Annotated in this window: 22 protein-coding genes; 11 read left to right on the forward strand and 11 right to left on the reverse strand. The window is 42.0% G+C overall.

Annotated elements, in window-relative coordinates:
* Nucleotides 1-5 precede the first annotated feature (5 nt).
* Nucleotides 6-1,013: an outer membrane protein Omp38 gene (gene omp38 / locus WH214_RS06445; protein WP_339993057.1), complete on the reverse strand. Its 1,008-nt coding sequence runs from the start codon at nucleotides 1,011-1,013 to the stop codon at nucleotides 6-8.
* 374 nt (nucleotides 1,014-1,387) lie between these two features.
* Between omp38 and WH214_RS06450 the strand changes: the two genes are divergently transcribed.
* From WH214_RS06450 to WH214_RS06460, 3 genes are all read left to right on the forward strand, one after another.
* Complete coding sequence (locus WH214_RS06450) at nucleotides 1,388-1,912, forward strand: GspH/FimT family pseudopilin (RefSeq protein ID WP_339422231.1); 525 nt, start codon at nucleotides 1,388-1,390, stop codon at nucleotides 1,910-1,912.
* 100 nt (nucleotides 1,913-2,012) lie between these two features.
* Entirely contained in the window at nucleotides 2,013-3,188 is a 1,176-nt protein-coding gene (locus WH214_RS06455; RefSeq protein ID WP_279688370.1) for a thiolase family protein, read from the forward strand.
* A gap of 183 nt (nucleotides 3,189-3,371) precedes the next feature.
* Nucleotides 3,372-3,824, forward strand: a complete 453-nt coding sequence (locus WH214_RS06460) for a VOC family protein (protein ID WP_339422230.1) — start codon at nucleotides 3,372-3,374, stop codon at nucleotides 3,822-3,824.
* 12 nt (nucleotides 3,825-3,836) lie between these two features.
* Here the strand turns inward: WH214_RS06460 and WH214_RS06465 are convergent, their stop codons facing one another.
* From WH214_RS06465 to WH214_RS06490, 6 genes are all read right to left on the reverse strand, one after another.
* The gene (locus WH214_RS06465) at nucleotides 3,837-4,190 is read right to left on the reverse strand and encodes a DMT family transporter (RefSeq protein ID WP_339422229.1); all 354 of its coding nucleotides are present in this window, start codon (nucleotides 4,188-4,190) and stop codon (nucleotides 3,837-3,839) included.
* 103 nt (nucleotides 4,191-4,293) lie between these two features.
* Nucleotides 4,294-4,779 (reverse strand): DUF934 domain-containing protein, encoded by a 486-nt coding sequence (locus WH214_RS06470; RefSeq protein WP_339422228.1) that lies wholly within the window; start codon nucleotides 4,777-4,779, stop codon nucleotides 4,294-4,296.
* Entirely contained in the window at nucleotides 4,772-6,415 is a 1,644-nt protein-coding gene (locus WH214_RS06475; protein WP_339422227.1) for a nitrite/sulfite reductase, read from the reverse strand. Before WH214_RS06475 ends, WH214_RS06470 begins: the two co-directional genes overlap by 8 nt.
* Before the next feature lie 381 nt (nucleotides 6,416-6,796).
* Nucleotides 6,797-9,199, reverse strand: a complete 2,403-nt coding sequence (locus tag WH214_RS06480; protein ID WP_339422226.1) for a glucose/quinate/shikimate family membrane-bound PQQ-dependent dehydrogenase — start codon at nucleotides 9,197-9,199, stop codon at nucleotides 6,797-6,799.
* 184 nt (nucleotides 9,200-9,383) lie between these two features.
* The gene (locus tag WH214_RS06485) at nucleotides 9,384-10,661 is read right to left on the reverse strand and encodes a carbohydrate porin (RefSeq protein WP_339422225.1); all 1,278 of its coding nucleotides are present in this window, start codon (nucleotides 10,659-10,661) and stop codon (nucleotides 9,384-9,386) included.
* Nucleotides 10,662-10,780: 119 nt separating this feature from the next.
* Entirely contained in the window at nucleotides 10,781-11,899 is a 1,119-nt protein-coding gene (locus WH214_RS06490) for a CaiB/BaiF CoA transferase family protein (protein ID WP_339422224.1), read from the reverse strand.
* Nucleotides 11,900-12,108: 209 nt separating this feature from the next.
* Here WH214_RS06490 and WH214_RS06495 point away from each other — a divergent pair, with 209 nt between their 5' ends.
* The 4 genes from WH214_RS06495 (at nucleotide 12,109) to WH214_RS06510 (ending at nucleotide 17,189) form a co-directional block, all read left to right on the forward strand.
* The gene (locus WH214_RS06495) at nucleotides 12,109-13,119 is read left to right on the forward strand and encodes an AraC family transcriptional regulator (protein ID WP_004695134.1); all 1,011 of its coding nucleotides are present in this window, start codon (nucleotides 12,109-12,111) and stop codon (nucleotides 13,117-13,119) included.
* A 190-nt stretch (nucleotides 13,120-13,309) separates the two neighbouring features.
* Complete coding sequence (locus WH214_RS06500) at nucleotides 13,310-14,515, forward strand: acetyl-CoA C-acetyltransferase (RefSeq protein WP_234964804.1); 1,206 nt, start codon at nucleotides 13,310-13,312, stop codon at nucleotides 14,513-14,515.
* Nucleotides 14,516-14,526: 11 nt separating this feature from the next.
* Nucleotides 14,527-16,659 (forward strand): 3-hydroxyacyl-CoA dehydrogenase NAD-binding domain-containing protein, encoded by a 2,133-nt coding sequence (locus WH214_RS06505; protein WP_339993062.1) that lies wholly within the window; start codon nucleotides 14,527-14,529, stop codon nucleotides 16,657-16,659.
* 188 nt (nucleotides 16,660-16,847) lie between these two features.
* Entirely contained in the window at nucleotides 16,848-17,189 is a 342-nt protein-coding gene (locus WH214_RS06510; protein ID WP_279739167.1) for a hypothetical protein, read from the forward strand.
* A gap of 32 nt (nucleotides 17,190-17,221) precedes the next feature.
* On the opposite strand, the gene WH214_RS06515 is transcribed toward WH214_RS06510, so the two are convergent.
* Together WH214_RS06515 and WH214_RS06520 are read right to left on the reverse strand one after the other, a co-directional pair.
* Complete coding sequence (locus WH214_RS06515) at nucleotides 17,222-17,656, reverse strand: GNAT family N-acetyltransferase (protein ID WP_279739166.1); 435 nt, start codon at nucleotides 17,654-17,656, stop codon at nucleotides 17,222-17,224.
* Nucleotides 17,657-17,715: 59 nt separating this feature from the next.
* Nucleotides 17,716-18,930 (reverse strand): class I SAM-dependent methyltransferase, encoded by a 1,215-nt coding sequence (locus WH214_RS06520; protein WP_339422222.1) that lies wholly within the window; start codon nucleotides 18,928-18,930, stop codon nucleotides 17,716-17,718.
* Nucleotides 18,931-19,036: 106 nt separating this feature from the next.
* On the opposite strand from WH214_RS06520, the gene trhA reads away from it, so the two are divergent.
* The 3 genes from trhA to WH214_RS06535 all read left to right on the forward strand — a co-directional run bounded on the left by trhA (nucleotide 19,037) and on the right by WH214_RS06535 (nucleotide 21,700).
* Nucleotides 19,037-19,678 carry a PAQR family membrane homeostasis protein TrhA gene (trhA, locus tag WH214_RS06525; RefSeq protein WP_005400236.1) on the forward strand — a complete coding sequence of 214 codons (642 nt, stop codon included), beginning with the start codon at nucleotides 19,037-19,039 and terminating at the stop codon, nucleotides 19,676-19,678.
* A 143-nt stretch (nucleotides 19,679-19,821) separates the two neighbouring features.
* Nucleotides 19,822-21,135, forward strand: coding sequence for an MFS transporter (locus WH214_RS06530; RefSeq protein ID WP_005400235.1), 1,314 nt, complete (start codon nucleotides 19,822-19,824; stop codon nucleotides 21,133-21,135).
* A gap of 142 nt (nucleotides 21,136-21,277) precedes the next feature.
* Nucleotides 21,278-21,700, forward strand: coding sequence for a hypothetical protein (locus WH214_RS06535; RefSeq protein WP_159127217.1), 423 nt, complete (start codon nucleotides 21,278-21,280; stop codon nucleotides 21,698-21,700).
* 7 nt (nucleotides 21,701-21,707) lie between these two features.
* Here the strand turns inward: WH214_RS06535 and WH214_RS06540 are convergent, their stop codons facing one another.
* Nucleotides 21,708-22,718 (reverse strand): metallophosphoesterase, encoded by a 1,011-nt coding sequence (locus tag WH214_RS06540; protein ID WP_339993066.1) that lies wholly within the window; start codon nucleotides 22,716-22,718, stop codon nucleotides 21,708-21,710.
* A gap of 188 nt (nucleotides 22,719-22,906) precedes the next feature.
* On the opposite strand from WH214_RS06540, the gene WH214_RS06545 reads away from it, so the two are divergent.
* A complete protein-coding gene (locus WH214_RS06545; RefSeq protein WP_445206356.1) occupies nucleotides 22,907-24,448 on the forward strand; it encodes a phospholipase D family protein in 1,542 nt (513 codons plus the stop codon).
* A 4-nt stretch (nucleotides 24,449-24,452) separates the two neighbouring features.
* On the opposite strand, the gene WH214_RS06550 is transcribed toward WH214_RS06545, so the two are convergent.
* Complete coding sequence (locus WH214_RS06550) at nucleotides 24,453-25,277, reverse strand: lysophospholipid acyltransferase family protein (protein ID WP_171304200.1); 825 nt, start codon at nucleotides 25,275-25,277, stop codon at nucleotides 24,453-24,455.
* Between the last annotated feature and the right edge of the window lie 232 nt (nucleotides 25,278-25,509).

Here is a 25,509-nt window from a genome sequence, read left to right on the forward strand (position 1 = left end):
TCAGATTATTTAGCTTGAACTGTACGGCTGCCATAAATTGTCGCGAATACACGACGGTTCATAGCACGGCCTTCTTTAGTGTTGTTGTCAGCAATCGGTTGGTCCCAAGCGAAACCTTGAGTAGACAAACGAGCTGGGTCAACGTTGTATTCGTTTACTAGAGACGATTTAACAGAGTTAGCACGAGCTAAAGATAAACGTTCGTTCAATGCACGTGGACCAGTGTTGTCTGTGTGACCTTCGATGCGAGCAGTAGCGTTTGGATATTCAACTAACTTCTCAGCAACTTTAGCGATTTCTGGCTTGTATTGGTCTTTGATGTTTGATTTGTTTGTATCAAAGAACACACGAAGTTCCATGTTAAGGTCTTCAGTTAACTCTTGTGGTTCAACTGGAGCAACTGGCTCAACTGGAGCAACTTCTACTACTGGAGCAGCAGGTTTCAAGTGACCACCAAGAACTACGTTAAGACCAGCAAGCGCTGTGTAGTTCCAGAAATCTTCATCGATGTTGTAAGTAGCACGAGCTTCAGTACGTAGAGACAAAGCATCGTTCAAGCGCCAGAAAGCACCGAAACCAGCATTACCTAAAGTACCTTCTTCATTTTTCGCAATACCATCGATGTCATACTTGTAGTGACCAGCACCTAAAAGTACGTATGGCTTGATTTTGCTGTCGTAGTTTTTAGTGATCAAATCAGAAGTAGCATAGAAGTTACCGTTGATTTGAGTTTGCTTGTATTCAGCGCCAGCAGCAAGACCGTCTACATCACCTTTAACTTGGTTGTATTCAGCTTCGAAACCTAACCAAGGAGTCAATTCAACACCAAGTGCAGCGCCAACAAATAAATCGTCTTGAATTTCAGGACCAGAAGTTAAATGGTCAACACCGTTGTTGTGTTGACTGTCTTGCCAAGTGTAACCAAGCATTAATGGAGTAACAGTTACGCCCGCGTTTGCAGCAGCTAAAGGAGCAGCTACGAGCATTGCTAATGCAATACGACTCATTTTCATGGATTTATCCTCCAGAGATAACAATTGTTTTTCAAGCTTAAGCTTAAAATTATTTAACCATTCTGAGATAGGCTTTTTTATACCCCAGTTTTATTTTTAAGCTATTCGCAATGAATCATACAAACACTTTATTTTTTTTCCAAGTGCTTGATAACTTTAATCAAGTAAATTATTGACAAAATTACTTACAATTTCCGTTGTAATTCGGTAATTTTTTACTCAATTTTTACTTGCGAATAGCTTATTTTCACTTGTCTTACATTTTAACAGCTTTTTAAACAAGTTGAGTACTACTAATTATGTATAAAATTTGTTTGATAAACAAAGCTTTAATAAATAAAAAATAGCCCATAACAATAAAACTGGATAACCATATGTTTTTTATCAATAAAAAAGGGTTCACCTTATTTGAACTCATGATCACTATTAGCATTATTATGATCATTTGTACAATCGCGCTTCCTCACTTTCATCAGTATATGGCCTCGCAAGAGCGAATCAAAACATTGAATACATTAAGGAATAGTATTCAGGCAGCCAAAAATATGGCCAATTTACAACGTAAAAATATCACCATTTGTCCAAGTCAAGACCTCGTTCAATGTCAAAATCATCAATGGAACACAGGCTTTATTGTATTTATCGATAATAATAAAAACCGACGAGTAGATACCAGTGAAACGATTATTCAGACAGAACAACAGCAGCTCAAATATGGCAATCTTGATTGGCGCGGCACACTCAATCTTCCATCCTTAAGCTTTAAAGCTGAAAATGGCTTGCCCCTTGGCTCAAATGGAACCTTCTTTTACTGCTCTTTACAAAGTCAGGATCACTTTAAATTGGTCATGAGCAAAATGGGACAGGTCCGCCCCGAACCACTCAATACCTGTAACTAGACCCATGAGTCCATAATCACGTTTTCAGCTTTTCTCTCTAGCAAATTTGCATATACTGCTTAAGTTTCCAACAAAACGTATAAGTGATTCGGAGAAGAAAATGACAGACATCGTAATTGTGAATGGTGCTCGTACGGCAATGGGCGGTTTTCAAGGTAGTTTAGCCAGTGTAACCGCTCCTGAACTCGGTGCTGTGACGATTAAAGAAGCTATTGCTCGTGCTGGCCTACACGCAAACGATGTAGAAGAAGTAATCATGGGGTGTGTTCTACCTGCGGGATTAAAGCAAGGTCCAGCACGCCAAGCAATGCGCCAAGCAGGTTTACCTGATTCAACAGGTGCCGTGACCATTAATAAGTTATGTGGCTCTGGCATGAAAGCGGTAATGCAAGCTGCGGATATGATCAAAGCAGGTTCGGCAAATATCGTGGTTGCAGGTGGCATGGAGTCGATGACCAATGCACCTTATATTTTAACCAAAGCACGCGCCGGCTACCGTATGGGGCATGGCGATGTTAAAGACCACATGTTCCTTGACGGTTTAGAAGATGCTGAAACAGGTCGTTTGATGGGTTCTTTTGCACAAGATATGGCCAATACCCGTGGCTATACGCGTGAGCAAATGGATGCTTTCGCAATTCGCTCTTTGGAACGTGCACAAACAGCGGTCAACGAAGGTTACTTTGCCGATGAAATCGTGCCTGTGACAGTATCAACCCGTAAAGGTGATGTTGTCGTTGATAAAGATGAACAACCGTTTAACGCCAACATTGCAAAAATTCCAAGCCTCCGTCCTGCTTTTGCTAAAGACGGCACCATCACTGCGGCAAATGCAAGCTCAATCTCGGATGGTGCATCCGCACTGGTTTTAACTTCAGCAGAAAATGCATCGAACAAAGGTTTAGCACCATTAGCCAAAATTGTGGCTTATGCATCGAACTCACAACATCCATCAGAGTTCACTATTGCACCAGTCGGTGCAATTGAAAAAGTGCTTAAGAAAACAGGTTGGAATGCGCAAGACGTAGACCTTTGGGAAATCAATGAAGCTTTTGCGATGGTGACTATGTGTCCAATCGATGACTTCAAACTTGATCCTGCAAAAGTAAACATCAATGGTGGGGCTTGCGCACTAGGTCACCCTGTCGGCTCAACAGGTTCGCGTATTATCCTCACTTTAATTCATGCGCTTAAACGCACAGGTGGTAAAAAAGGGATTGCGGCACTATGCATCGGCGGTGGTGAAGCGACTGCTGTAGCGATTGAATTACTTTAAGATGCAAGTTGCCCTCTTTTATTGACATATTTTATACAATAAAAGATTGGATGATTAGCTGATATAAAAGCGACATTTATGAAAATCCCTCGACTGCGAGGGATTTTTTATTACAAGATTGTATTAGGGGCGATCTCAACGACTTGTTAAAATAACGACGAAAAAAACAACAAGGATAAAACAATGCAACTGAATCACTACCTCAACTTTGATGGTCAAACTGAAGCCGCTTTTAATTTTTACAAATCTATCTTTGGTGGAGAGTTTGCAACTTTCATGCGTTATGGAGATTTACCTTCAGATGAAAGTTCAGTCGCCCTTTCCGAAGCTGACCAACAAAAAATCATGCATGTTTCACTTCCCATCAATGCCAGCACGATTTTGATGGCTTCGGATACCAACGATCAGTTTTGTGCTCAAAGCAATACCGTCTTTACTGTAGGCAACAACCACTATATTTCGATTAACTTAGATGCCCATGAACAAGCCGATGCTAAACGCTTATTTGATGCACTTTCAGTCAATGGAAAAATAGAAATGCCTCTAGAGAAAACGTTTTGGGGTGCACTCTATGGTGCATTTACCGATCAGTTTGGAATTAAATGGATGGTGAATTGCCAATTAGAAGAGGGATAAAAGCGTCTTCTTTTAAACATCAATATTTGAAAATTGCGCAATAATGGTAAGCCCCACGGTAATAAAACCGATACCGAGCCATCCAGCCAAATCAATATTCTGTCCTAAGAATGTTTTAGCAAGGAGTGCTGTGGCAATGACACCAATGCCAGACCACAGCACATATAAAATTCCCGCTTGCATAAATTTTAAGGCATAGGCTGCACACGCAAAAGAAATCATATAAAGCACCAGTGCAATGCCTTGATCCAATTTATTGACCAAGCCATTACCTTTTGCGGAATAAAAAGTCGAAAGCACATCTGTAGCAATAGCAATAAGTAGCCAAATGACACCAGGATTATTTTTTGCAAAAAGTGCCATCATGTCCAATCTACCTGCTTCTTTTTCTTCAATTTGTTCATCAAAAATGCTGCGTATAAATACAAACAAGCTGAACCGAAGTCCAGCTTTTTATTCACTTGAAAATTTAAGCGCCCGTTTGATAACTGGCTTGTGCAACGGCTGTTGATGCTTGATAAGGATTTCTAAAATCATTTAAACCCGCAGCAGCTTCAAGAATGTCTTTACCTTCTTTAATAACAAAGGTATCAAAGCCTGAACGTTTCATGTAATTCAAGACATCTTTAAACACATCACCTGTTGCACGTAGTTCACCTTGAAAACCTTGGCGACGTAATAGCGCTGCAAATGAATAGCCACGACCATCGTTAAAGCCCGCAAAATCAATAAAGATGGCATCTAACTGATCTAAAGGGAACTCATGCGTTTCAGGAGAAGCATCGACTGTAACAAGGAGTGCTTTTTTACCTGAAACTTCAGCCAATTGATCTAAATGCTCAACCGTTAAAACCACATCACCTTGCGGTAAAACACCATCTTCACCAATCACTTGATAAGTATTGTCTGCAATCGAGCCATCTTTAGAGAGGACTTGTAGTGCTAGATTAAGCATATGCACGCTCCTTAAAGGGTTGAATGCCCACACGGCGATAAGTGTCGATGAATTCTTCACCCTCAGCACGAAGGTCAAGATAGGTATTTAAAATTTCTTCAACGATATCTGGCACAACTTCAGCTGCAAATGATGGGCCTAAGATGTCACCAATTGAAGCATCATGATCGGCATTACCACCCAAAGTGATTTGGTAGAATTCAGCGCCTTTTTTGTCCACACCTAAAATACCAATGTTGCCCACATGGTGATGACCACAGGCATTCATACAACCTGAAATATTCAGATCCAGTTTGCCAAGGTTATAAATGGTATCTAAATCATCAAAACGGCGTGAAATCGCTTCTGAAATAGGAATCGATTTCGCATTTGCCAGTGAACAGAAGTCACCGCCTGGGCAGCAAATAATGTCGGTTAAGAAACCGATGTGCGCACGTGCTAGATTGTTTTTCTCAAGAATAGTCCACAGTTCAAACAAATCTTTTTGCGGAACATCCACCAAAGAAATATTTTGCTCATGCGTGGTCCGCAGTTCACCAAAGGTGTATTTGTCTGCAAGGTCTGCAATCAAATTCATCTCTTCCGTGGTCACGTCACCTGGTGCAATACCCGTACGCTTCAACGAAATCGTTACAATACGATAGCCCTTCACTTTATGCGCATTGGTATTGATATTGAACCACTGTTTGAATTTGGGATGCGCAGAAAACTGTTCAGAAAAATCTTCATCTGCATAATCTTGATAATCAAACGGTATAAATTCTTCGTCTAATTTCTGCAAAATTTCAGGCTGAATTTTTAAAGTTTTAATGGTGTGCGCAAACTCAGCTTCAACTTTTTCAGCAAAGACTTGAGGCGTCAACGCTTTCACCAAAATCTTAATACGTGCTTTGTATTTGTTATCACGACGACCGTGTAAGTTATAAACACGTAGTACTGCTTCTAAATAGGCAATCAGGTCTTCACGTGGCAAGAAGTCACGAATGAAACTACCAATCACAGGGGTACGACCTAAGCCACCACCGACTTTAATTTTATAGCCGATCTCACCCGCTTCATTTTTAACGATATACACCCCAATATCATGGAATGAGGTCGCTGCACGATCAGTTTCTTCAAGTGCGGATACAGCAATCTTGAACTTACGTGGCAAGAAAGCAAATTCTGGGTGGAAGGTTGACCATTGACGGATCAATTCACACGTTGGACGTGGGTCAGCCACCTCACCAGCAACCACACCTGCATATTGATCTGTGGTGGTGTTACGAATACAGTTACCCGAAGTTTGGATTGCATGCATTTGTACAGAAGCTAGCTCTTGAAGCATGTCTGGAACATTTTCTAGCGCAGGCCAGTTAAACTGAATATTCTGACGGGTCGAAACGTGTGCATAACCACGGTCAAACTCAGTTGCAAGTTCTGCAACTTTGCGCAATTGCGTTGAATTCATTAAGCCATAAGGCACAGCAATACGTAACATTGGCGCATAGCGTTGTACATAGAGACCGTTTTGAAGACGTAATGGGCGGTACTCATCTTCAGTGAGTTTTCCAGCTAAATAACGTTCCGTTTGGTCACGGAACTGTGCAACACGTTCATTGATCAGTTGCTGATCGAAATCAGTATATAAATACATGGCGTACAGCTAGTAGTTTCATTATAACGGCTGACAGCATAACGAGATTTAAACTATCAACAAAATGCGTTTTTTACATATTTCATAGCTGTTTTATTGATAAGGATAAGTAGATGTACTGTTTGTCCCTAATCCTAAAGGTTTTTTCTGATTAAAGTATTTTTTATTAGATACTTATACATTATTCAGCTAACTCCGTTCAGCCGATCACATACACACTAACCCATCCATTGCTACCGCATAAATTTTAAACTCTGCTTATCTGGGCAGATCTCAATTTTTCTATTGCTTCCTCGTTCTCACTTTACCCTTTTAAACCGACTGCACATAAAAATAGCCTGACGAATCAGGCTATTTGAAAGTTTAAATGACTACAAAAGATTATTTTGCATCGGGTAAGGCATATGCCACCAAAGCATCTCCCATCTTGGTGCCAAATGAACCATGACCACCCGCCATAATGACCACATACTGTTTGCCATTGGCTTCATAGGTCATTGGTGTTGCTTGACCACCCGCAGGTAGACGACCTTTCCAAAGCTCATCACCATTGGTCACGTTGATGGCACGGATATAATTATCCTGCGTACCACCGACAAACATCACATTACCCGCAGTTGAGATTGAACCACCAAGCATAGGAACCCCCATTTTAAATGGTGGTAATTGAATCCCCGGTAAGCTATCACGGATCGTACCAATACGACGTTTCCATGCAATTTCGTGAGTATTTAAATCTACACCTGCCACAAAGCCCCAAGCTGGCTGTTTACATGGCAAACCAAATGGAGACAAGAACGCACTGATTTCTACACCGTAAGGCACACCATACATCGGTTGTACACCCGCTTCGGTGCCTGCACCTTTGGCTGTTTTCGGACGGTTTGGATCGGCTGGAATAAGCTTAGACACAAACGGCAAACCGATTGGGTTCATCACCGCAATTTGACGATCAGGGTTAACGGACATACCGCCCCATTCAAATACTCCCAAGTTGCCAGGGAAAACCAAAGTTCCATTTTCTGAAGGTGGGGTATAAATACCGTCATAATTCAGTTTGTGGAAAGACACCCGACACATCAACTGGTCAAACATGGTTGCACCCCACATTTGCTTATCTGTCAGTTTCTCTTTTGGCGCAAGGTCAAAGTCAGAGAAAGGTTGTGTCGCAGAATAACGCTCACCTTTGGTTTGCGGCCCACGTTTCACTGTTTGTGGTACAGGTTTTTCCGTAATTGGAACAATGGCTGCACCAGTACGACGGTCTAGAACAAAGGCATTGCCTGTTTTCGTTAACACGTAAATGGCAGGAACCATTTTGCCCGACTTGTCTTTAATGTCCGTCAATGTCGGTTGTGATGGTACATCCATATCCCACAAATCATGATGCGTGGTTTGGAAATTCCACACCAACTTACCTGTTGAGGCATTCAGTGCCAGCATTGAATTGGCATAACGCTCATGCAACTCAGTACGGTTACCGCCCCAAATATCTGGCGTGCCCACACCCGTTGGAATGTAAACGATATCCAAAGCTGCATCATAGGCTAATGGTGCCCATGCATTCGGTGAGTTTTGAACATACTTTTGACCCGGAGCTGGAATCGCGTTCGGATCTTCGGCACCTGTGTCAAAGACCCACAACAATGCGCCTGTATTTACATCATAACCACGAATCACACCTGAAGGTTCTTCAGTTGAATAGTTATCTGTGGTTGAACCCGCAATAATAATAGTCGTGCCTGTGACTACAGGTGGCGACGTTGGGATATAACCGCCCGGATAAGGGAATGGCATATCTTTTTGCAAATCGACTTCACCATTTTTACCAAAGTCAGTACAACGCTCACCAGTATCAGCGTTGATGGCAACCAAACGGCCATCATTCACAGGTAAAATTACTTTACGTGGACATAGCGCAGACGATGACTTCTTATTCTGCAAGCTGGCTTCAAAACCAGCCGTATTGTTCGCATCATAATAAGACACGCCACGACAGGTTAAATGCTGAAAAGTATTGTCCGCTTTGAGTTTCGGATCAAAAGTCCATTTCGCCTTACCTGTCGCTGGGTCAAGTGCAACCAATTTTTGGTGTGTGGTACAAATATACATATTGTCCCCAACTTTAATTGGGGTGACCTGATTGGTGGTTTCACCAGAGTCATTTTCTGTTTTAAAGTCGCCTGTGTTATAGGTCCAAGCGACTTTTAGATCCTTAACATTCTCAGAATTAATTTGCGTTAAAGGAGAATAGCGCAAGCCAGATTGAGTACGGCCATATGCAGGCCAGTCGCCATCAGCAACACCCGGTATGGACTGCGCGGTTGCAGGCTGCTTGCTGCTCAGCTCACCTCGAATTTCTTGAGGGTCATTAAACACAGCAAAAATCATCACGGCAATAGTCACCGCCAGTGAACCTGTTAAAACCAGTTTTGCACTTTTGACGTTGTCAAAACCACGTGTGACCGCTGGAATGAGTAGCCATAAGCCAAATAAACCAAGGATATCTAAACGTGGCGCCAAGGCAAAGAAGTCTGAACCCACTTCCCATAAGCCCCAAACCACTGTACCCAAGACCAACAACGCATAAACGATTAATGCCGTACTTTTTAATTTTTGCAGTAGAACTGCAGTCGCGATGAAGAGTAAACCTGCAATAATGTAGTACCAAGACCCACCAAGTACTGCAAGATAAACCCCTCCTATCAGCAGGACTAAACCAAAGATCACAGCAATCACAGCTGTAAAAGTTTTAAGTCCTGAACCTGAAGACGGAGTACTCATATTGACCACCTTTTTCTTAGATTCTGTTAAAAGCCCATATCGTTTCAATATCGATATGAGCACCTAGACAGTTTTTAGATTTTAAGTATCTGTCCAAACGACTTATTTCGAACAGTTTTATGCTTTGAACAACCGTAAAAAGTATTTATCAACCTTGTTGGACAAATACTTATCGATCTAGAAACTAAAATGCGGTCTGGAATTTAATTCCGCCGACCCATGCATTTTCACCATTTTTATACGCGCCTACATGGCGAATATATTGGATATTGGGACGAATGGTCAGCCAGTTAGCTGCATGTATACCGTAGTAAATCTCGGCATCATATTCTTCACTTTGTAAGCCACGAGTATCAACGCTGTTATTGGCAATATTCGCGTCATTGACATCATCATTGATATTAATACGGGCTAGGCCAATCGCGATTTCATCTTGAGGGCGAGCATCAAAAGCGCCTTTATAGACCACACCAATATTCTGCATATCGCGAACCGTATTGGTATCTGAGTCATGTAGCGTGAGATTCACAAAACCTGTTAAACCACGTGTAGCATCACCGCGATGTGCTGTGAGTTGCTGCTTGGCAACAATCCAGCCGCCTTGTTTATGTGAGGTTTGCTGTGGGTTTTGAATGTCTGTGGCATCTGCCGAACTGTAGTAATAACCCGCACGATATTCGCCGAGTAATTTTTCAGCCCCTAACTGAGGAGACCACACCACTTCAGCAGGAATAATGGCCCCATGCGAACCATCGGTACTTAAGTTCCAGCCTTTGCCACGTTCTAAGTTTTCAGGGTTATATTCATACACCCCGACTTGAGCATACAGATCTGGCAGAAGGTTATATTTGACTCGCGCAGCCCATTGGCTGACAGGCCAGTTGTACCACTGGTCACCGACCCAGTTACCAACTTGAGAGCCACAGAGCGCAAGGTTTTGGAAATCACAGTCGAAACTGTTGAAGTCTTCACCTTCACCAAAACGACCGACTTTGATGTCTAACTTTTGATCCATGAACTTTTTCTTAATCCACAAATCCGTTAAACGCCACGTCTGTCCACGCCCCCACACTTCTTGAGTGGAGCTTAAATGTCCATCTAAAGCATTGGATGTTTGAGAAAGTGAACGCCCATTGCGTTCGGTAATGGTGATTTGAGCCTCAGTATCCTGCCAACCCAAAATCTTGTCTAAATCGAAATGCGTACCAAATGCAAACTGGTCTGCATATTCGGTACCATGACTTGAAGAATGTGAGGCATCGAGCAACGTTGCCATTTCACCCGTATAGCCAAAGCTAAAGTCGTAGCCTTTTTGCTGCAATGCACTGCGCTGACCATTCCAGTCACCCAGTATCCAAGGGCTTTCTGCCTCAAAGACATTTGCAGCATACACACTTTGAAAGCAGCAACTGAGCGCTAAGAGACTGAGGTTAAAACACCAACTTATTTTACATTTATTCATAATTGGTGACCTTTCTTACAAAATTACAACTAATCGATATGATACGCTTTATTTGTATAAAAACCCATTTTATGACGTTTTGTTGTTTTAAATCTATCCAAATTATCGCTATATGATATTTACAAAGAATCAAAACCAAGTGATTTGCCTATAAATTCATATCTTATTTTTGAACGTGAAAACTTAATTGGACAAGCTAATTGTTGTTCGCTTTTTGTACTCCCCTCTTGTAAAGGTACAGAAACCACCCATGCACGATCTTTGGCCAACTGCGAATCGAGTGCTTCATCCAACTTTAATACAGGCTCAACGCAGACATCTTGCTGCTGAAAAATTGCGTTCCACGTGGCAAAATCTTGGGTTTTAATTTTGTCTTTTATTGCTTGTTTCACCACTTGGCGGTCTTCGGTTGCCAATGAGGCTCCTTTTTCAGCCACAATTGGCAATTCTAAAATTTGTGCCAGCCCATGTAAAAACTGTGGCTCTAAACTACCAATCGATAAATAACGCCCATCTTGGGTTTCATAATAGTCATAAAAAGTCGCACCATTGAGATAGCTTTGCTCAGGCCCTTGTTTTTCCTGTCCTGCTAAACTCGCAGCTGCGGCCATGCTGCTGAGCCCTACCACACAGTCGGTCATAGAAATATCAATATACTGTCCCAAACCACTACGCTGCCTTTCAATTACTGCGGCTAAAATTCCAATCACGCTATGTAAAGAGCCTCCTGCAATATCCGCAATTTGAATCCCCATTGGCGGTGGTCCACTGTGCTGTCGGCCGCTATGTCCCGCGATCCCTGACAAAGCCACATAGTTGATATCGTGTCCTGCTTTATTTTGATACCCCCCTGTTTGCCCATAACCCGTAATGGAACAATAGATCAAGCACGGATTAATTTCAGATAAGGTCTGATAGTCGAGTCCTAATCTTTGCATCACACCTGGACGGAATTGTTCAATCACAATGTCATAGTCTGAAATTTTCGATTTGATCAGTTCAATATTGGCAGGATCTTTCAAATCCAATGCCACTGCACGCTTATTTCGGTTGAGATAACTATGTGCTGTGGCCTGTCCATTGGCATAAGGTGGCATTAAACGGATCAGATCGGGGCGGGTTGGAGACTCGATGTGGATCACTTCTGCACCTAAGTCTGCTAAGTACATTGTTGCAAAAGGTCCGGGCAAAAGTGTAGAAAAATCGAGAACTTTCAATCCTTTCAATGCCATATCCATGTTTATTTTCTCTTTTTATGTTGATTTTTTAGCTATTTTAGAAATATAAAAGCAACAAAACAATGTCATGTTCAGCCATTTACCTTGATCATTTCGGCAATTTAACATGTAAAAAGGCAAAAAACTTTAGTGTAAATTGCCTAAAATACTTTTTTTAGCGTCATTTAGGTCAAACGCAAGTGAATATAAAAGAGACTGAAGGATTAAATATGAGCCGCGATACCATTAGTATCCATTTCGTCAATGCGGCTTTAACTGGCGTAAAACGTCTCGGCATGGATGTCGAAACATTACTTTCTCACGTAGGGATTGAGGCAGAACTTCTGCGTCAACCTAAAGCCCGTATTTCTCCAGAACAATATACTCGCTTCGTTAAAATGTTATGGATGGTGACTCAAGACGAACATGTTGGCTTCGATAAGCAACCACGTCGTTTAGGTACGTTTGCCATCATGTGTCAGCTGATTATTCATGCCAAAACCTTAGGTGATGCTTTAGAACTGTCTTCACAGTTTTATAAATTGTTTGGCGATGAGTGGTCGGTGACATTAGAGCGCGACAAGCATGAAGCTCGTCTTGTTCCTCAGATTCCGAAATCAATGGACCCAGATCACTTCATTACCGAAAGTATGCTGATGATTTGGCATGGTCTCGCGTCGTGGTTGATTGAACGTCGTTTACCACTGGAACGTGTGCACTTTGGTTATGAACGTCCGACCCATGCAGATGAGTACGATGCCCTGTTCTTCGCACCTGTGATGCAGTTCGACATGCCGCGTACCGAAATCACTTTTGCCGCAGATTATTTGGACTTACCAATTCGTCAGAATGAAGAAACGTTAGAAGAGTTCTTAAAAGCCGCTCCTGCACAGTTGCTGGTGAAATTTAAAAACACCAACTCACTCACGTCACGTATTCGTGATGTATTGAAGAGCCAAATTGGTGAGGAAATGCCAACCCTGAATGATGTGGCTTCTATGCTGTATTTATCTCCACAAACACTACGTCGCCGCTTAGCTGCTGAAGGTAAAAGTTACCAAGGCGTGAAAGATGCATTACGTCGTGATGCTGCGATCCACCTACTATTGAACCCAGGTTTGACTTTAGAAGATGTGGCACAACAAGTGGGCTTTAGTGAAACCAGTACCTTCCACCGTGCCTTTAAAAAATGGACTGGAGTTACACCCGGTTTATATCGCCAACTACACGGCTATCACTAATTTTCTAGTTTAACGACGGTTCGGCACATTGCTAAACCCAAGATTTCGATCTTGGGTTTTTTTATGCTCAAATCTTCAGTTTATTGGCAAAAAGATTCATCTGACCTGACCCGTTCTAGTCATTGCATCACGGCCATTAATTTGTACACTCAAATGCATAACAACTTAAAAGTCATAAAAAGGAACAGCTATGAGCGAGGCTTATATCATTGACGCCATTCGCACACCACGCGGAAAAGGAAAGAAAGATGGTTCACTGCATGAAGTGAAACCGATTACGCTATTGACCACATTGTTGAATGAGTTGAAAGATCGTCATCATTTAGATACTTCTAAAGTAGATGATATTGTATTGGGTTGTGTCACGCCTATTGCAGACCAAGGTGGTGATATTGCTAAAACTGCGGCAATCGCAGCGGGTTGGGATAATGATGTTGCAGGTGTGCAAATTAACCGTTTTTGTGCATCAGGTTTAGAAGCCGTAAACATGGCTGCGCAAAAAGTACGTTCAGGTTGGGAAGATGTGGTTGTTGCAGGTGGCGTCGAGTCGATGTCACGTATTGCAATGGGTTCGGATGGCGGGCCGTGGGCATTAGACCCTGAAACCAATTTAAAATCACACTTTGTTCCGCAAGGGATTGGTGCAGATTTAATTGCAACCTTGGATGGTTATACGCGTTCAGATGTCGATGCCTTTGCAGCCAATTCACAGCGCAAAGCTGCTGCTGCGCAAGCGGCGGGTTATTTCAATCAATCAGTGGTTGCCATCAAAGATAAAGCAGGCGTGACCATTTTAGATCAAGATGAATTTATTAAACCAACCACAACAGCAGAAGGTTTAGCAAAACTCAATCCAAGTTTTGAAATGATGGGTGCAATGGGTTTTGATGCAATTGCATTACAACAATATCCAGAAGCGCAAAAAATTAACCATGTACATCATGCCGGAAACTCATCAGGTATTGTCGATGGTGCAGCGCTTGTATTACTTGCTTCTGAAAAAGCAGTCAAAGAACAAGGTTTAAAACCACGTGCCAAAGTATTGGCGACCGCATTGGTGGGTTCTGATCCAACCATTATGCTGACTGGGCCCGCACCTGCTGCGCGTAAAGCGTTGGCAAAAGCAGGTTTAACCATTGACGATATTGATCTATTTGAAGTCAATGAAGCCTTTGCATCTGTGGTGATGCGTTTTATGACAGAATTAAAAGTGCCTGCTGAAAAAGTCAATGTGAATGGTGGTGCAATTGCGATGGGACATCCATTGGGGGCGACGGGCGCAATGATTCTCGGAACATTACTTGATGAATTAGAGCGTCAGGGCAAAAAGCGTGGCTTGGCAACATTATGTGTGGGTGGTGGCATGGGTATTGCGACCATTATTGAGTTGGTATAAGGAGAATAATAATGAGCGCAATTCAATATTTAAAAAATGACGATGGCATTATTATTCTAACTTTGGATTCTCCAAACCAATCTGCAAATACCATGAATGGTGATTTCCGTGTGGCTTTGGAAAATATTGTTTCTAAACTGAAATCTGAAACTTCTATTACGGGAATTATTTTCCGTTCAGCGAAAAAAACTTTTTTTGCAGGCGGCGATTTGGATGAGTTGATTCAAGCTCGTTTGGAAGAAGCCACTCCATTTTTTGAAATGATTCAGAAAATGAAAGCAGAGTTTCGCTATATCGAAACTCTAGGTGTTCCTGTCGTTGCAGCATTGAATGGTACAGCTTTAGGTGGTGGTTGGGAAATCGCTTTAGGTTGTCATGCACGTATTGCATTGAATGATCCTAAAACGAAGTTTGGTTTGCCTGAAGTGACTTTAGGTCTGCTGCCGGGTGGTGGTGGTATCGTGCGTATGGTACGCCTTTTAGGCTTACAAAATGCTTTTCCATTCTTAATGGAAGGTAAGCAGTTTGGTGTGGATAAAGCAAAATCTCTAGGTTTAATTCAAGACATTGCGGAAACACCTGAAGAGTTGATGGATAAAGCCATCGCTTGGGTAAAAGAACATCCAAAGTCGCAACAACCGTTTGATGTAAAAGGTTATAAAATTCCGGGTGGTGATCCTAAAACACCTGCGGTTGCGCAAATGCTGGCGATTGCTCCAGCGATGCTCCGTGATAAAACTAAAGGTTGCTATCCTGCACCTGAAGCAATCATGGCGGCTGCCGTTGAAGGTGCGCAAGTGGATGTAGATACAGCGCTGACTATTGAATCACGTTATTTTACTTATCTTGCAACAGGTCAAGTTTCAAAAAACATGATCGGTACTTTTTGGCATGGAATGAATGCAATTAAGGCAGGTGCGAGTCGTCCTAAAGACATTGCAAAATGGCAAGCAAGCAAAGTCGGTGTACTTGGTGCAGGTATGATGGGAGCAGGTATTGCTTACTCTACAGCAATCAAAGGGGTTCCCGTTGTACTGAAAGATGTTTCTGTAGAAAATGCAGAAAAAGGTAAAGCCTATAGCCAAAAATTACTGGATAAAAAGGTCTCCCAAGGTCGTATGACGGCTGAAAAGCGTGATCAGGTTTTAAGTTTAATTACAGCTACAGCATCTGCGGAAGATTTAAAAGGCTGTGATTTAATTATCGAAGCTGTATTTGAAAATCAAGAACTCAAAGCGAAAGTCACTCAAGAAGCTGAAGCATTCCTTGTAGAAGGTGGTGTGATGGCTTCAAATACTTCGACATTACCAATTACTGGTTTGGCAAATGCATCGAAAGATCAAGCAAACTTCATTGGTCTGCATTTCTTTAGTCCAGTCGATAAAATGCAATTGGTTGAAATCATTAAAGGTAAAAACACCTCTGCTGAAACTCTGACAAAAGCATATGATTATGTACAGCAAATTGGCAAAATTCCGATTGTTGTCAATGACAGCCGTGGCTTCTTCACCAGTCGTGTATTTGGTACTTTTGTTCAAGAAGGTTTACGTTTACTGCATGAAGGTGTACATCCAGCTCGTATTGAAATGGCAGCACTCAAAGCAGGTATGCCCGTTGGCCCATTAGCCATTCAAGATGAAGTTGCGTTGACGCTTTCTGAACATGTTGCCAATGAAACACGTAAAGCATTGCAGGCTGAGGGTAAAGATTTACCACGTTCAGGTGCGGATGATGTGATTCAAACCATGATCCACACTTTTGACCGTAAAGGTAAAGCTGCAGGTGCAGGTTTTTATGATTATCCAGAAGGTGGTAAAAAATATCTTTGGGAAGGTTTGAGCCATTGGAAGAAGGACGTAGATATTTCTGAACAAGAAATGATTGACCGCTTCCTATTTGTACAATCGTTAGATACCTTACGTTGTTATGAAGAAAATGTCCTTGAGTCTGTAATTGACGCCAATATCGGTTCGATCTTTGGGATTGGTTTTGCGCCGTGGACAGGGGGTGCAATTCAGTTTTTAAATCAATATGGTTTAGACCAAGCTGTACAACGTGCCAATGAACTTGAAGCGAAATATGGTGCACGATTTAAAGCACCGCAACGTCTGGTTGAGTCGGTATCATCGGGTCAGATTCGCTAAAACTTTAATCTTAAAAAAGGGATCAGCAGATCCCTTTTTTGCGCTCGCAGCACACAACAAAATTAACCTGCTGATTCAGCATCTAATTTTGACTTATTTTAGTGCATTCTTTTCAAGCCCGACGCAGTTTTTTGTGTTATAAAGTTACATAGTTTTAGATTTATTTTTATTCAATTGGGCTGTTGCACATGACTGACAATACTTCTCCTGAAAAATCACCATGGGGTTGGAAAGCACTGATTATTGCTTTCATTTTAAGTGGAATTTTCTTAGGTATCTTCTACCTTGCGATCACCAATGAGCCTGACTATATGCCAAGTCAGCAAACGCAGCAAAACTCTCAGCAACATGCTTTTAAAAATGCGCCTGCAATGTCTGAAGAAGCGATGGCCAAAGCACAAGCGGATAAAGATGCGCGCGAAGTAAGAGCTCAAGCAGCTTCTGAAGATACCACAGAACATGCAACCGCTGATGAGCACGACATGAGTGCCGATGAACATGCGAAAATGTCATCTGAACATGGTCACTAATATGCTGTGACTAATAAAAAAGCCCTGAAAGATCAGGGCTTTTTTATGGATGATAAACGCATATGGATATGCGGAATACCACAATCCAAATACTCCTCACCCTCTTGCATAAAGCCCAAAGCCTGATAAAACGCTTGCGCATGCACTTGAGAGGACAAGACTAAAAATGGACGTTGTTGCTGTTGGGCATATGCTATCACCGCCTGCATCAGGACTTTGCCCACGCCCAAACCACGATGGGACTTCAAAACTGCAACACGACCAATACTATGATTTTGCAAAAGTCGTCCAGTTGCAATGGCTTGATCTTGCTCATAGACCACAAAATGAACTGCGATTTCATCTTGCTCATCCCATTCATCTTCAGCAGCAATGTTTTGCTCTTGAATAAAGACCTGCTCACGAATCATTTTCGCAGCCTGTTGCGACTCTTCCCATGTTCCGTGCGTAATTCTCAAGCTTGGCATTTTCATTTTCCTATAAATTATCTTTGTATTGGTCATTGCACTAAAAAGTGATGTTCAGATCAGCATTTACACCCTACATCTTGCTGATCCCATTGATTATTCAACAGCAATTCCAGTGAATGCTTTTGAATACCATACATCTCTTTCAAGGCTTGAATTTGTGCCAAGACAGCAACATCTGGCGCTTGATAATCCCTACGCTTGGTTGCCAAAATCATTTTATTCTTACTGGTATGCTCAAGTGCTACAAACTCAAACACTTTGGTTTCATAGCCATAGGCTTTGAGTAATAAGGCACGAATAGTATCCGTCAGCATTTCAGCTTGCTGTCCTGCATGAATGCCAAACTGCAACATCGGTTGCAACACGAGTGGAGCTTTCAGCTGTGGACGTAATTCTTTATGACAACACGGCGCACACATGATCATTTCAGCATTTAAACGAATGCCGGTATGAATCGCAAAGTCCGTCGCGACATCACATGCATGCAGCGCAATCATCACATCGAGACGTTCAGGTTGGTACGTCCGAACATCACCCTGAAAAAAATCAAGTTGCTGAAAATCCGACTTGTTCGCAACCTCCTGACAGAATTCTACCATTTTGCTGTTTAGCTCCACCCCAGTCACAAAAGGGTTCAGATCTTGCTTCAGCAAATAATCATACAAAGCAAAAGTTAAATAGCCTTTTCCTGAGCCAAAATCGACCGCGCGCAGTTGTTCAGGCAACTGAATATGACTTAATGCCCCTGAGAAAATTTCGACAAACTTATTAATTTGCTTCCACTTACGCGCCATACTGGGAATGATGTGTGCTTTTGCATCGGTAATACCAAGCGGCTGTAAGAAATAACTGTCTTGATCGACAAAACGCTGTTTGACACGGTCATGACCTTGCTGCTCAACAGCTTTGGTTACCGTTTTATTTTTACTTTGCGTCAGCATGGCTTTCTTCTTGTTCTTCTTCAGTTGCAACTCTTGTTCAGTTGTCATCAAATTGGCTTGTTTACACTGCGCCAAAAGTGCAGTTACCGTATCAAGTGCTGTGTCTAATGAATAGTTTTTGGTGACGTCTTGGGTTTTATAACGATATAAACAGCTCAATACAGGCTGTCCTTGCAACATCACCACCCGAAAAGTCATCTTCTCGAGTTTCTCTAGTTCACCCTGATATTGACTCAGAATCATCCGATCAAAACTTTGAGATTCAAGCGCTTGCTGGAAGGCTTGAAGGAATTGCTGCTCTTGCGCAGAGGACGATACCGAAACGGTCATAATAGAAACCAAAAAAAGAATTGCGATTAAATTTTAAAGCGTCTTACGCTAAATGCAAATTTGAATTACGATACAGTTGTATATTTTATGAAAATGCACACGACTTATGAGCACTCACCCTGTTGTCAACTACGATCCTGCTGAAGAAAGAATCAATTTCATTAGCCATGCTATTGGTGCAGCTCTTGCACTCATAGCAGGTATTTTATTGATTATCAAAGGGTCTTACTTAGAAACAGCGCAGTGGATCGGGCTATGGGTCTATGCTTTGAGCCTATTTTTATTATTTGCCGCATCAAGCTTGTATCATTTTGCGGAATCTCCAGAGCGTCGCGGCTGGTATAAAAAATTAGATCACACTGCCATTTATTATCTGATTGCGGGAACCTACACTCCATTTTTGTCTATCGCACTGCCCACGCAAAAAGCCCATTACCTACTCATTGCACTTTGGGTGATTGCACTCATTGGTACACTATTCAAGTTAGTTTTCATTCATCGCTTTGAAAAAATTTCACTGATTGCTTATCTGCTTATGGGTTGGCTGGCTGTACTGGTAATGGATGATATGCAACGCTTTTTATCTAAACCTGCTTTGACTTTTTTAATCATTGGTGGACTTTCCTATACCATCGGTGCATTGTTTTATGCGCTAAAAAAGGTAAGATATACGCACGCTATCTGGCATATTTTTGTATTGATTGGTGCAGGATCACATTTCCTGTCCATCTATCTTTACGTGATATAACCCGCGCACACTACATTTTTTAGTAACCCTAATTCCGTAGTCTGCCCGAGGAACATTCGTATTTTTTTAAAAAATTACGCCTTTTTTAAAAAGATGACGCTTTTAAAACTCAGTTCGACTATTTTTTAAGTGTAAGGTCTACCATGGCGTCATTAAATACTGCTGTTGCTGAACAGCAGCCTGTAAACTCAAAATTCCGCGTACTTACAGCCAGTCTGGTAGGTACAACTATCGAATTCTTCGATTTTTATATTTATGCCACTGCGGCTGTCATTATTTTTCCGTACCTGTTCTTTCCAGCAAGTACCGATCCAATGACTGCAACCATTCAGTCTTTGGCGACCTTCGCAATTGCCTTTATTGCACGCCCGATTGGCGCTGCACTCTTTGGACATTTAGGTGATCGTATCGGCCGAAAGGCGACCTTGGTTGCAGCTTTGCTGACCATGGGACTTTCAACCGTGTGTATCGGCTTATTACCCACCTATGCACAAATTGGAATTGCCGCGCCATTACTGCTTGCGCTGTGTCGTTTAGGTCAAGGACTCGGCTTAGGTGGTGAATGGTCGGGTGCTGTATTGCTTGCCACGGAAAATGCACCTGAAGGTAAACGTGCTTGGTATGGCATGTTTCCCCAACTGGGCGCGCCGATTGGCTTTATCTTAGCAACTGGTTCATTCTTAACGCTGGGTCATTTTATGACTGAAGAAGCATTCATGACTTGGGGCTGGCGTATTCCCTTTATCTCAAGTGCTTTACTGGTGATTGTAGGTCTGTGGATTCGTTTACAACTCCATGAAACCCCCGCGTTCCAGAAAGTTTTAGACAAGCAAAAAGAAGTTAACATTCCATTTAAAGAAGTGATCACCAAGCACTGGGGCATGTTGATTTTAGGTACCATTGCAGCCATCTGCACTTTTGTGGTGTTCTACCTCACAACCGTATTCGCTTTACAATGGGGTACCAAACAGCTCGGTTACACCCGTGAACAGTTCTTACAACTTCAACTGGTCGCAACCCTCTGCTTTGCTGCATTCATCCCCTTGTCGGCGGTTTTTGCGGAAAAATTTGGTCGTAAAACCACCTCTATTGCAGTCTGTATTGCTGCGGCATTATTTGGTTTAGTATTCTCAAGCATGTTGGAATCAGGCAGTACCCTTATTGTGTTCTTGTTCCTGTGTATTGGTTTATCCATCATGGGTTTAACCTATGGACCGATTGGTACCGTGCTCTCTGAGATTTTTCCAATATCCGTTCGTTATACAGGTTCAGCGCTGACTTTTAACCTTGCGGGGATCTTTGGGGCATCATTTGCACCTCTCATTGCCACCAAGCTTGCAACCACCTATGGTTTACATGCAGTGGGTTATTACCTCACGGCGGCATCGCTTCTGTCTTTATGTGCGTTCTTAATGATCCGTGAAACCAAAAATGATGATGTAAATAATCAAATTTAAACCTGAATTTGATGTCTAAAAACCAGCACAGTGATGCTGGTTTTTTTATACCAATGCTTTAACAAACGCTACAAAAACCATATTTAAAATCTGTCGTTTTACTTCAAAAATAGAGAGAGATACAGATGAATAGGACCGAAAAATGGATGAAAAAATACAACAACTCACCAATGAACAACTCCTTGATGTCATCGTATTAGTTGAAGAAAATAAAATTATTCAAGCCATTCAATACATCGCCACACATACCGCTTTTCAATACGATGATGCACAAGAGATCGTGACTGAACTCACGAAGCGGCATGATGCTGCACTAAAAAGCATGTATCGCCATAAACGACACCAACAACAACGCATATCAACCGCTGAATTAAGACACCACAGCTCCCTTGTGTCTGAAGGACGGAGCTTTACACAACAACAGCCACAAAGCCCGCATAGCCCAGCAGTGAATAACCTCGATGCAATACAAGACCTACAAGAGCTCCATACAAAAAATCACAACCTTTGGATCGTCTTGGCTGTGGTCATTTTGGTTTTAAGCTTTATTTTTTATTGGTTCTAAACCCAACTTAAATCAGTTCAATAATATCGATCGTCGGTGGTACACGAAAACGAAACGGCACACCCACCATGCCTGTTCCAACCGTAACAAACACATCCGCATGTTCATGTCGGTACAAGCCTTTTTTGTGTCCTAATATAGACACTTTTTTCATTACATAGTCTGTGAGCCATGGCAGTTCAACTTGACCACCATGCGTATGACCTGAAAGCATTAAAGGACGGCTAGGTAAAGCGGGTACCATATCGATCGTGTCTGGATTGTGCGATAGGATGACCCACGGTTTGTCCTGCGGTAAATGCGGCATAAAACGCATATCCGCCTTGCCTGCCCACAAATCCCCGACTCCAATCAGACGAAACTCTTCAAATTCAACAATCTGACCTTCAATATCAATCACATTATTCACCTTCAAAGCATGTCTTAACAAATTTTGAATCGGCGGGCCTGGATATTGTTCATCATGATTACCATTGACCGAATAGACTGGGGCATTAATTTCTTGTAACACCTCTAATTCTTCTGCCAGTGTATTTTCAGGTTCATAAGTCCAGTCCCCTGCAACCACCACCAAATCAGGTTTTTGTTCATTTAGTCGTTTGACGATGGTTTTCAGTTGTCGCTCATGCCCTGAAAATAGACCAATATGTAAATCCGCAATTAACGCAATACGAACGGGTTTGAGTAATTTATAATCTTCTTGGATTTGATATTGAGTAGTTTTGACATGTACAAAATGCGGTTCAATGAAACGTGCATAACACAGCACACCACTGACCAAAAACACAAAAATAGCTTCATGCCATGAATAATAACCCTGAAAACCTGCATATAAGCTAAAGAAAAACAAAGGAATGAGTAAATAAGAGAGATAAAAAGCCAACAAATGCACAAAGGCCTTAAACGGATGGATGGTCTCCGTATTGGTTTGACTGATCCATGCCTGATACACCGCCCACCCCGCAAGCAAGGCCATCGCAATATAAAAATACAACACGACGGAGTGTATATTCATCATAGACTTTTACTCACAAATTGTTCATCAAGAACACATAATCTTCTGTTTATCTTTTCACAGCTCAGAATTATACTCAAACCAAATTTATAGACTTTATGACGATGGAAAAACCTCACGGCTTAGCGAAACAAACTTTATTCCGCTCATCTTCGACTCAGCAAGGTGCCAAACTGTTGTTGTTAAGCTGTATGGTTTTGACTGTCCCAGCGTGTAACACCTTACCCAAACAGATCCCACAGACGCCCGTCTATGCCTTTGATTTGCCAACAGATCAAACCAGTTTAGGCAAAATCGTTCTGCCTTTACGTGAACAAAATCCAGGCCTTACAGGTTTCCATGTTCTCTATAATCCACTCGAAGCGTTGGCCGCGCGTATCCATCTCATTGATAAGGCAGAAAAGACCTTAGATCTACAATACTATATTTGGGACAACGATCGTATTGGTTCTTTAGCGCTTTATTCTATTTTGAAAGCCGCTGATCGCGGGGTGAAGGTTCGATTACTAATCGATGATAACAATGCCAAGAAAATGGAAGGCATTTATTTGGCGCTCGATCAGCACGCCAATATTGACATCAAACTGTATAACCCCTACCGCTTCCGTCACTATCGTGCGATGGATATGGTCTTAAATCTAAAACGCATCAACCGCCGGATGCACAACAAAAGCTTCATTGCCGATAATCAAATTTCGTTGATTGGTGGGCGCAACATGAGCAATCAATATTATAACGTCAGCGACAGTTATCAATTTTCCGATGTTGATGTGATGTTGGTCGGCTCTGCCTCAGATGAAATTGTGCATTCCTTCGATGAATACTGGAATGACGACTATGCCTTTCCAGTGCGTCAAATTGTCAACGCTAACCATTACAGCTTGCGTTATGAAGGTTTAAAAACCCAGTTAGAGCAACACTATCAGGAAGTGACCGTACAAAATTATTTGGATCTGGCCAATCGTTCGCAAGCCTTTGAACACTGGTTAAATGATAGTATCCAGTTCGATTGGGTCAAAGCCGAAGTGGTGAAAGACTCACCGAGTAAAATCAAATCACGGGCAAAAAAAGAAGAACATTTAAACTTCCAGTTGCAAACCCATTTAGAAAAGCCAATGGAAAGCATCGACATTATTTCAGCCTATTTTGTACCTGAGCGTAAAGGCAAAAAACATCTGGCCAACCTAGCACAGAGTGACATTCAAGTTCGCGTACTGACCAACTCATTTAAAGCCAATGATGTACCGTTGGTGCATGCTTTCTATGGAAAATATCGTGAAGACTTGCTGGAAAGTGGTGTCCAACTCTATGAGTTTTTAGCCACGCCTGCGGCCGAAGCCTTAAATGAAAACAATGAAGAAATCTCGAAAAAAGCCAAAGTCAGTATCAAAGGATTAAGCCGCTCGAGTCTACATGCCAAACTCATGGCCATTGATGAGAAACAGGTTTTTATTGGTTCATTTAATTTTGATCCTCGCTCTGCCAACTTAAATACAGAAATTGGGGTTTTACTGAACAGTCCGCCGCTGGCCAAAGCGGTACACTACACCATGGACCAAAACCTCAGTAAATATGCCTATAAGCTGGTCCTAGATGCAAATAAAAACATTAACTGGCAAATCAAACAAGCTGATGGTTCTACCAAAACCTATACCACTGAACCAAAAATGAATTGGTTCAAACGTGCTGGTCTCAAAGTCGTCTCTTGGCTACCGATTGAAGGCTTTATGTAAGCCTTCAAGCTTGTTGCATGTTGGGTTGGGACTTCAAAACTTTGTGATGTAAATCAGCCAAACCTTGCACCATTTTTTGTTGGACCAGTGCCGTTAAACTCTCAACCGTATGTCCTGCGGTACAAATGGCTGGGAGCGCAACTAAATGTGCCGTGACTTGTGGCATTTCTAGTACTTTTTTAACATGCTCGGCAAAACTAATGTTACCGATAAACGGAGAGACTTGGTCAAGTCCGCCCTGTTGATTCACATAGCAAATTAAACAAATTTGCACATCACGCTGGGCCTCAATCGCAGCACCTAAAATACGTCCATGAACCTTTTTCACTTTAGAACCATCAGTCGTGGTCGCTTCCGGGAAAAATAACACAGGAATATCTTGTTTTAAAAACGCCGTAATTTGCTCTCGAATTTTGATGGAATCGCCTGAACCACGTTGAATAAACAAGGTTCCACCACTTTTTGCCAGCTTGCCAAACACGGGCCATTTTTCAATTTCAGCCTTAGCCAAAAAGAAAACTCGTGCGCCGGAGCCTAAAACCGCGACATCTAACCATGAAATATGATTGCTGACCCAAAGTGCAGGCTTACGTGGAATATCCCCGTGGACATGCACATCAATGTTAAAAACTTTGCACAGTCGACGGCAAAAATACTGCACGTAACGGGTATTTTGTGGATTGTTAATGTCTTTATACAAGCCATGTCGATAGACCAAATAAAACCCTTCGGACACGGCGCCAAGCCCTGAAGCCAGCTTTTTGCCATACAGAAAAAGCTTAGAGACACCTTTTATTGGTGTTGTTTTTATTTCAGTATTCGATTGCATAGACGGTTCACTTGGCACAGCTTCATTCAACATTTAATCATTGATTTCGGCTCATTCTATACTGATCTTGAGTAACTTGCATTGATCATAAAAACCGAAGGACCAGATGATTATTTTCAATTTTAATCGTTTAAACAAATTAATTAAAATAAATCAATCGAAATACCAAAACATAGTGTGTATATGAACGATCAAATGAATCCTCCAGCTCCACCGTTAAATCCTGTTCAGG

The sequence above is a fragment of the Acinetobacter sp. MYb191 genome (assembly GCF_037572605.1).
In the GTDB taxonomy this organism is placed as follows: Bacteria; Pseudomonadota; Gammaproteobacteria; order Pseudomonadales; family Moraxellaceae; genus Acinetobacter; species Acinetobacter johnsonii.

Coding starts and splice junctions, on each gene's coding strand:
- WH214_RS06520 (WP_339422222.1), bottom strand. CDS start 18,930: ATGACCGTTTCGGTATCGTCCTCTGCGCAAGAGCAGCAATTCCTTCAA.
- omp38 (WP_339993057.1), bottom strand. CDS start 1,013: ATGAAAATGAGTCGTATTGCATTAGCAATGCTCGTAGCTGCTCCTTTA.
- WH214_RS06475 (WP_339422227.1), bottom strand. CDS start 6,415: ATGTATTTATATACTGATTTCGATCAGCAACTGATCAATGAACGTGTT.
- WH214_RS06535 (WP_159127217.1), top strand. CDS start 21,278: ATGGATGAAAAAATACAACAACTCACCAATGAACAACTCCTTGATGTC.
- WH214_RS06550 (WP_171304200.1), bottom strand. CDS start 25,277: ATGCAATCGAATACTGAAATAAAAACAACACCAATAAAAGGTGTCTCT.
- WH214_RS06480 (WP_339422226.1), bottom strand. CDS start 9,199: ATGAGTACTCCGTCTTCAGGTTCAGGACTTAAAACTTTTACAGCTGTG.
- WH214_RS06455 (WP_279688370.1), top strand. CDS start 2,013: ATGACAGACATCGTAATTGTGAATGGTGCTCGTACGGCAATGGGCGGT.
- trhA (WP_005400236.1), top strand. CDS start 19,037: ATGAGCACTCACCCTGTTGTCAACTACGATCCTGCTGAAGAAAGAATC.
- WH214_RS06485 (WP_339422225.1), bottom strand. CDS start 10,661: ATGAATAAATGTAAAATAAGTTGGTGTTTTAACCTCAGTCTCTTAGCG.
- WH214_RS06450 (WP_339422231.1), top strand. CDS start 1,388: ATGTTTTTTATCAATAAAAAAGGGTTCACCTTATTTGAACTCATGATC.
- WH214_RS06500 (WP_234964804.1), top strand. CDS start 13,310: ATGAGCGAGGCTTATATCATTGACGCCATTCGCACACCACGCGGAAAA.
- WH214_RS06465 (WP_339422229.1), bottom strand. CDS start 4,190: ATGATGGCACTTTTTGCAAAAAATAATCCTGGTGTCATTTGGCTACTT.
- WH214_RS06530 (WP_005400235.1), top strand. CDS start 19,822: ATGGCGTCATTAAATACTGCTGTTGCTGAACAGCAGCCTGTAAACTCA.
- WH214_RS06460 (WP_339422230.1), top strand. CDS start 3,372: ATGCAACTGAATCACTACCTCAACTTTGATGGTCAAACTGAAGCCGCT.
- WH214_RS06510 (WP_279739167.1), top strand. CDS start 16,848: ATGACTGACAATACTTCTCCTGAAAAATCACCATGGGGTTGGAAAGCA.
- WH214_RS06490 (WP_339422224.1), bottom strand. CDS start 11,899: ATGGATATGGCATTGAAAGGATTGAAAGTTCTCGATTTTTCTACACTT.
- WH214_RS06540 (WP_339993066.1), bottom strand. CDS start 22,718: ATGATGAATATACACTCCGTCGTGTTGTATTTTTATATTGCGATGGCC.
- WH214_RS06545 (WP_445206356.1), top strand. CDS start 22,907: ATGGTTTTGACTGTCCCAGCGTGTAACACCTTACCCAAACAGATCCCA.
- WH214_RS06515 (WP_279739166.1), bottom strand. CDS start 17,656: ATGCCAAGCTTGAGAATTACGCACGGAACATGGGAAGAGTCGCAACAG.
- WH214_RS06495 (WP_004695134.1), top strand. CDS start 12,109: ATGAGCCGCGATACCATTAGTATCCATTTCGTCAATGCGGCTTTAACT.
- WH214_RS06505 (WP_339993062.1), top strand. CDS start 14,527: ATGAGCGCAATTCAATATTTAAAAAATGACGATGGCATTATTATTCTA.
- WH214_RS06470 (WP_339422228.1), bottom strand. CDS start 4,779: ATGCTTAATCTAGCACTACAAGTCCTCTCTAAAGATGGCTCGATTGCA.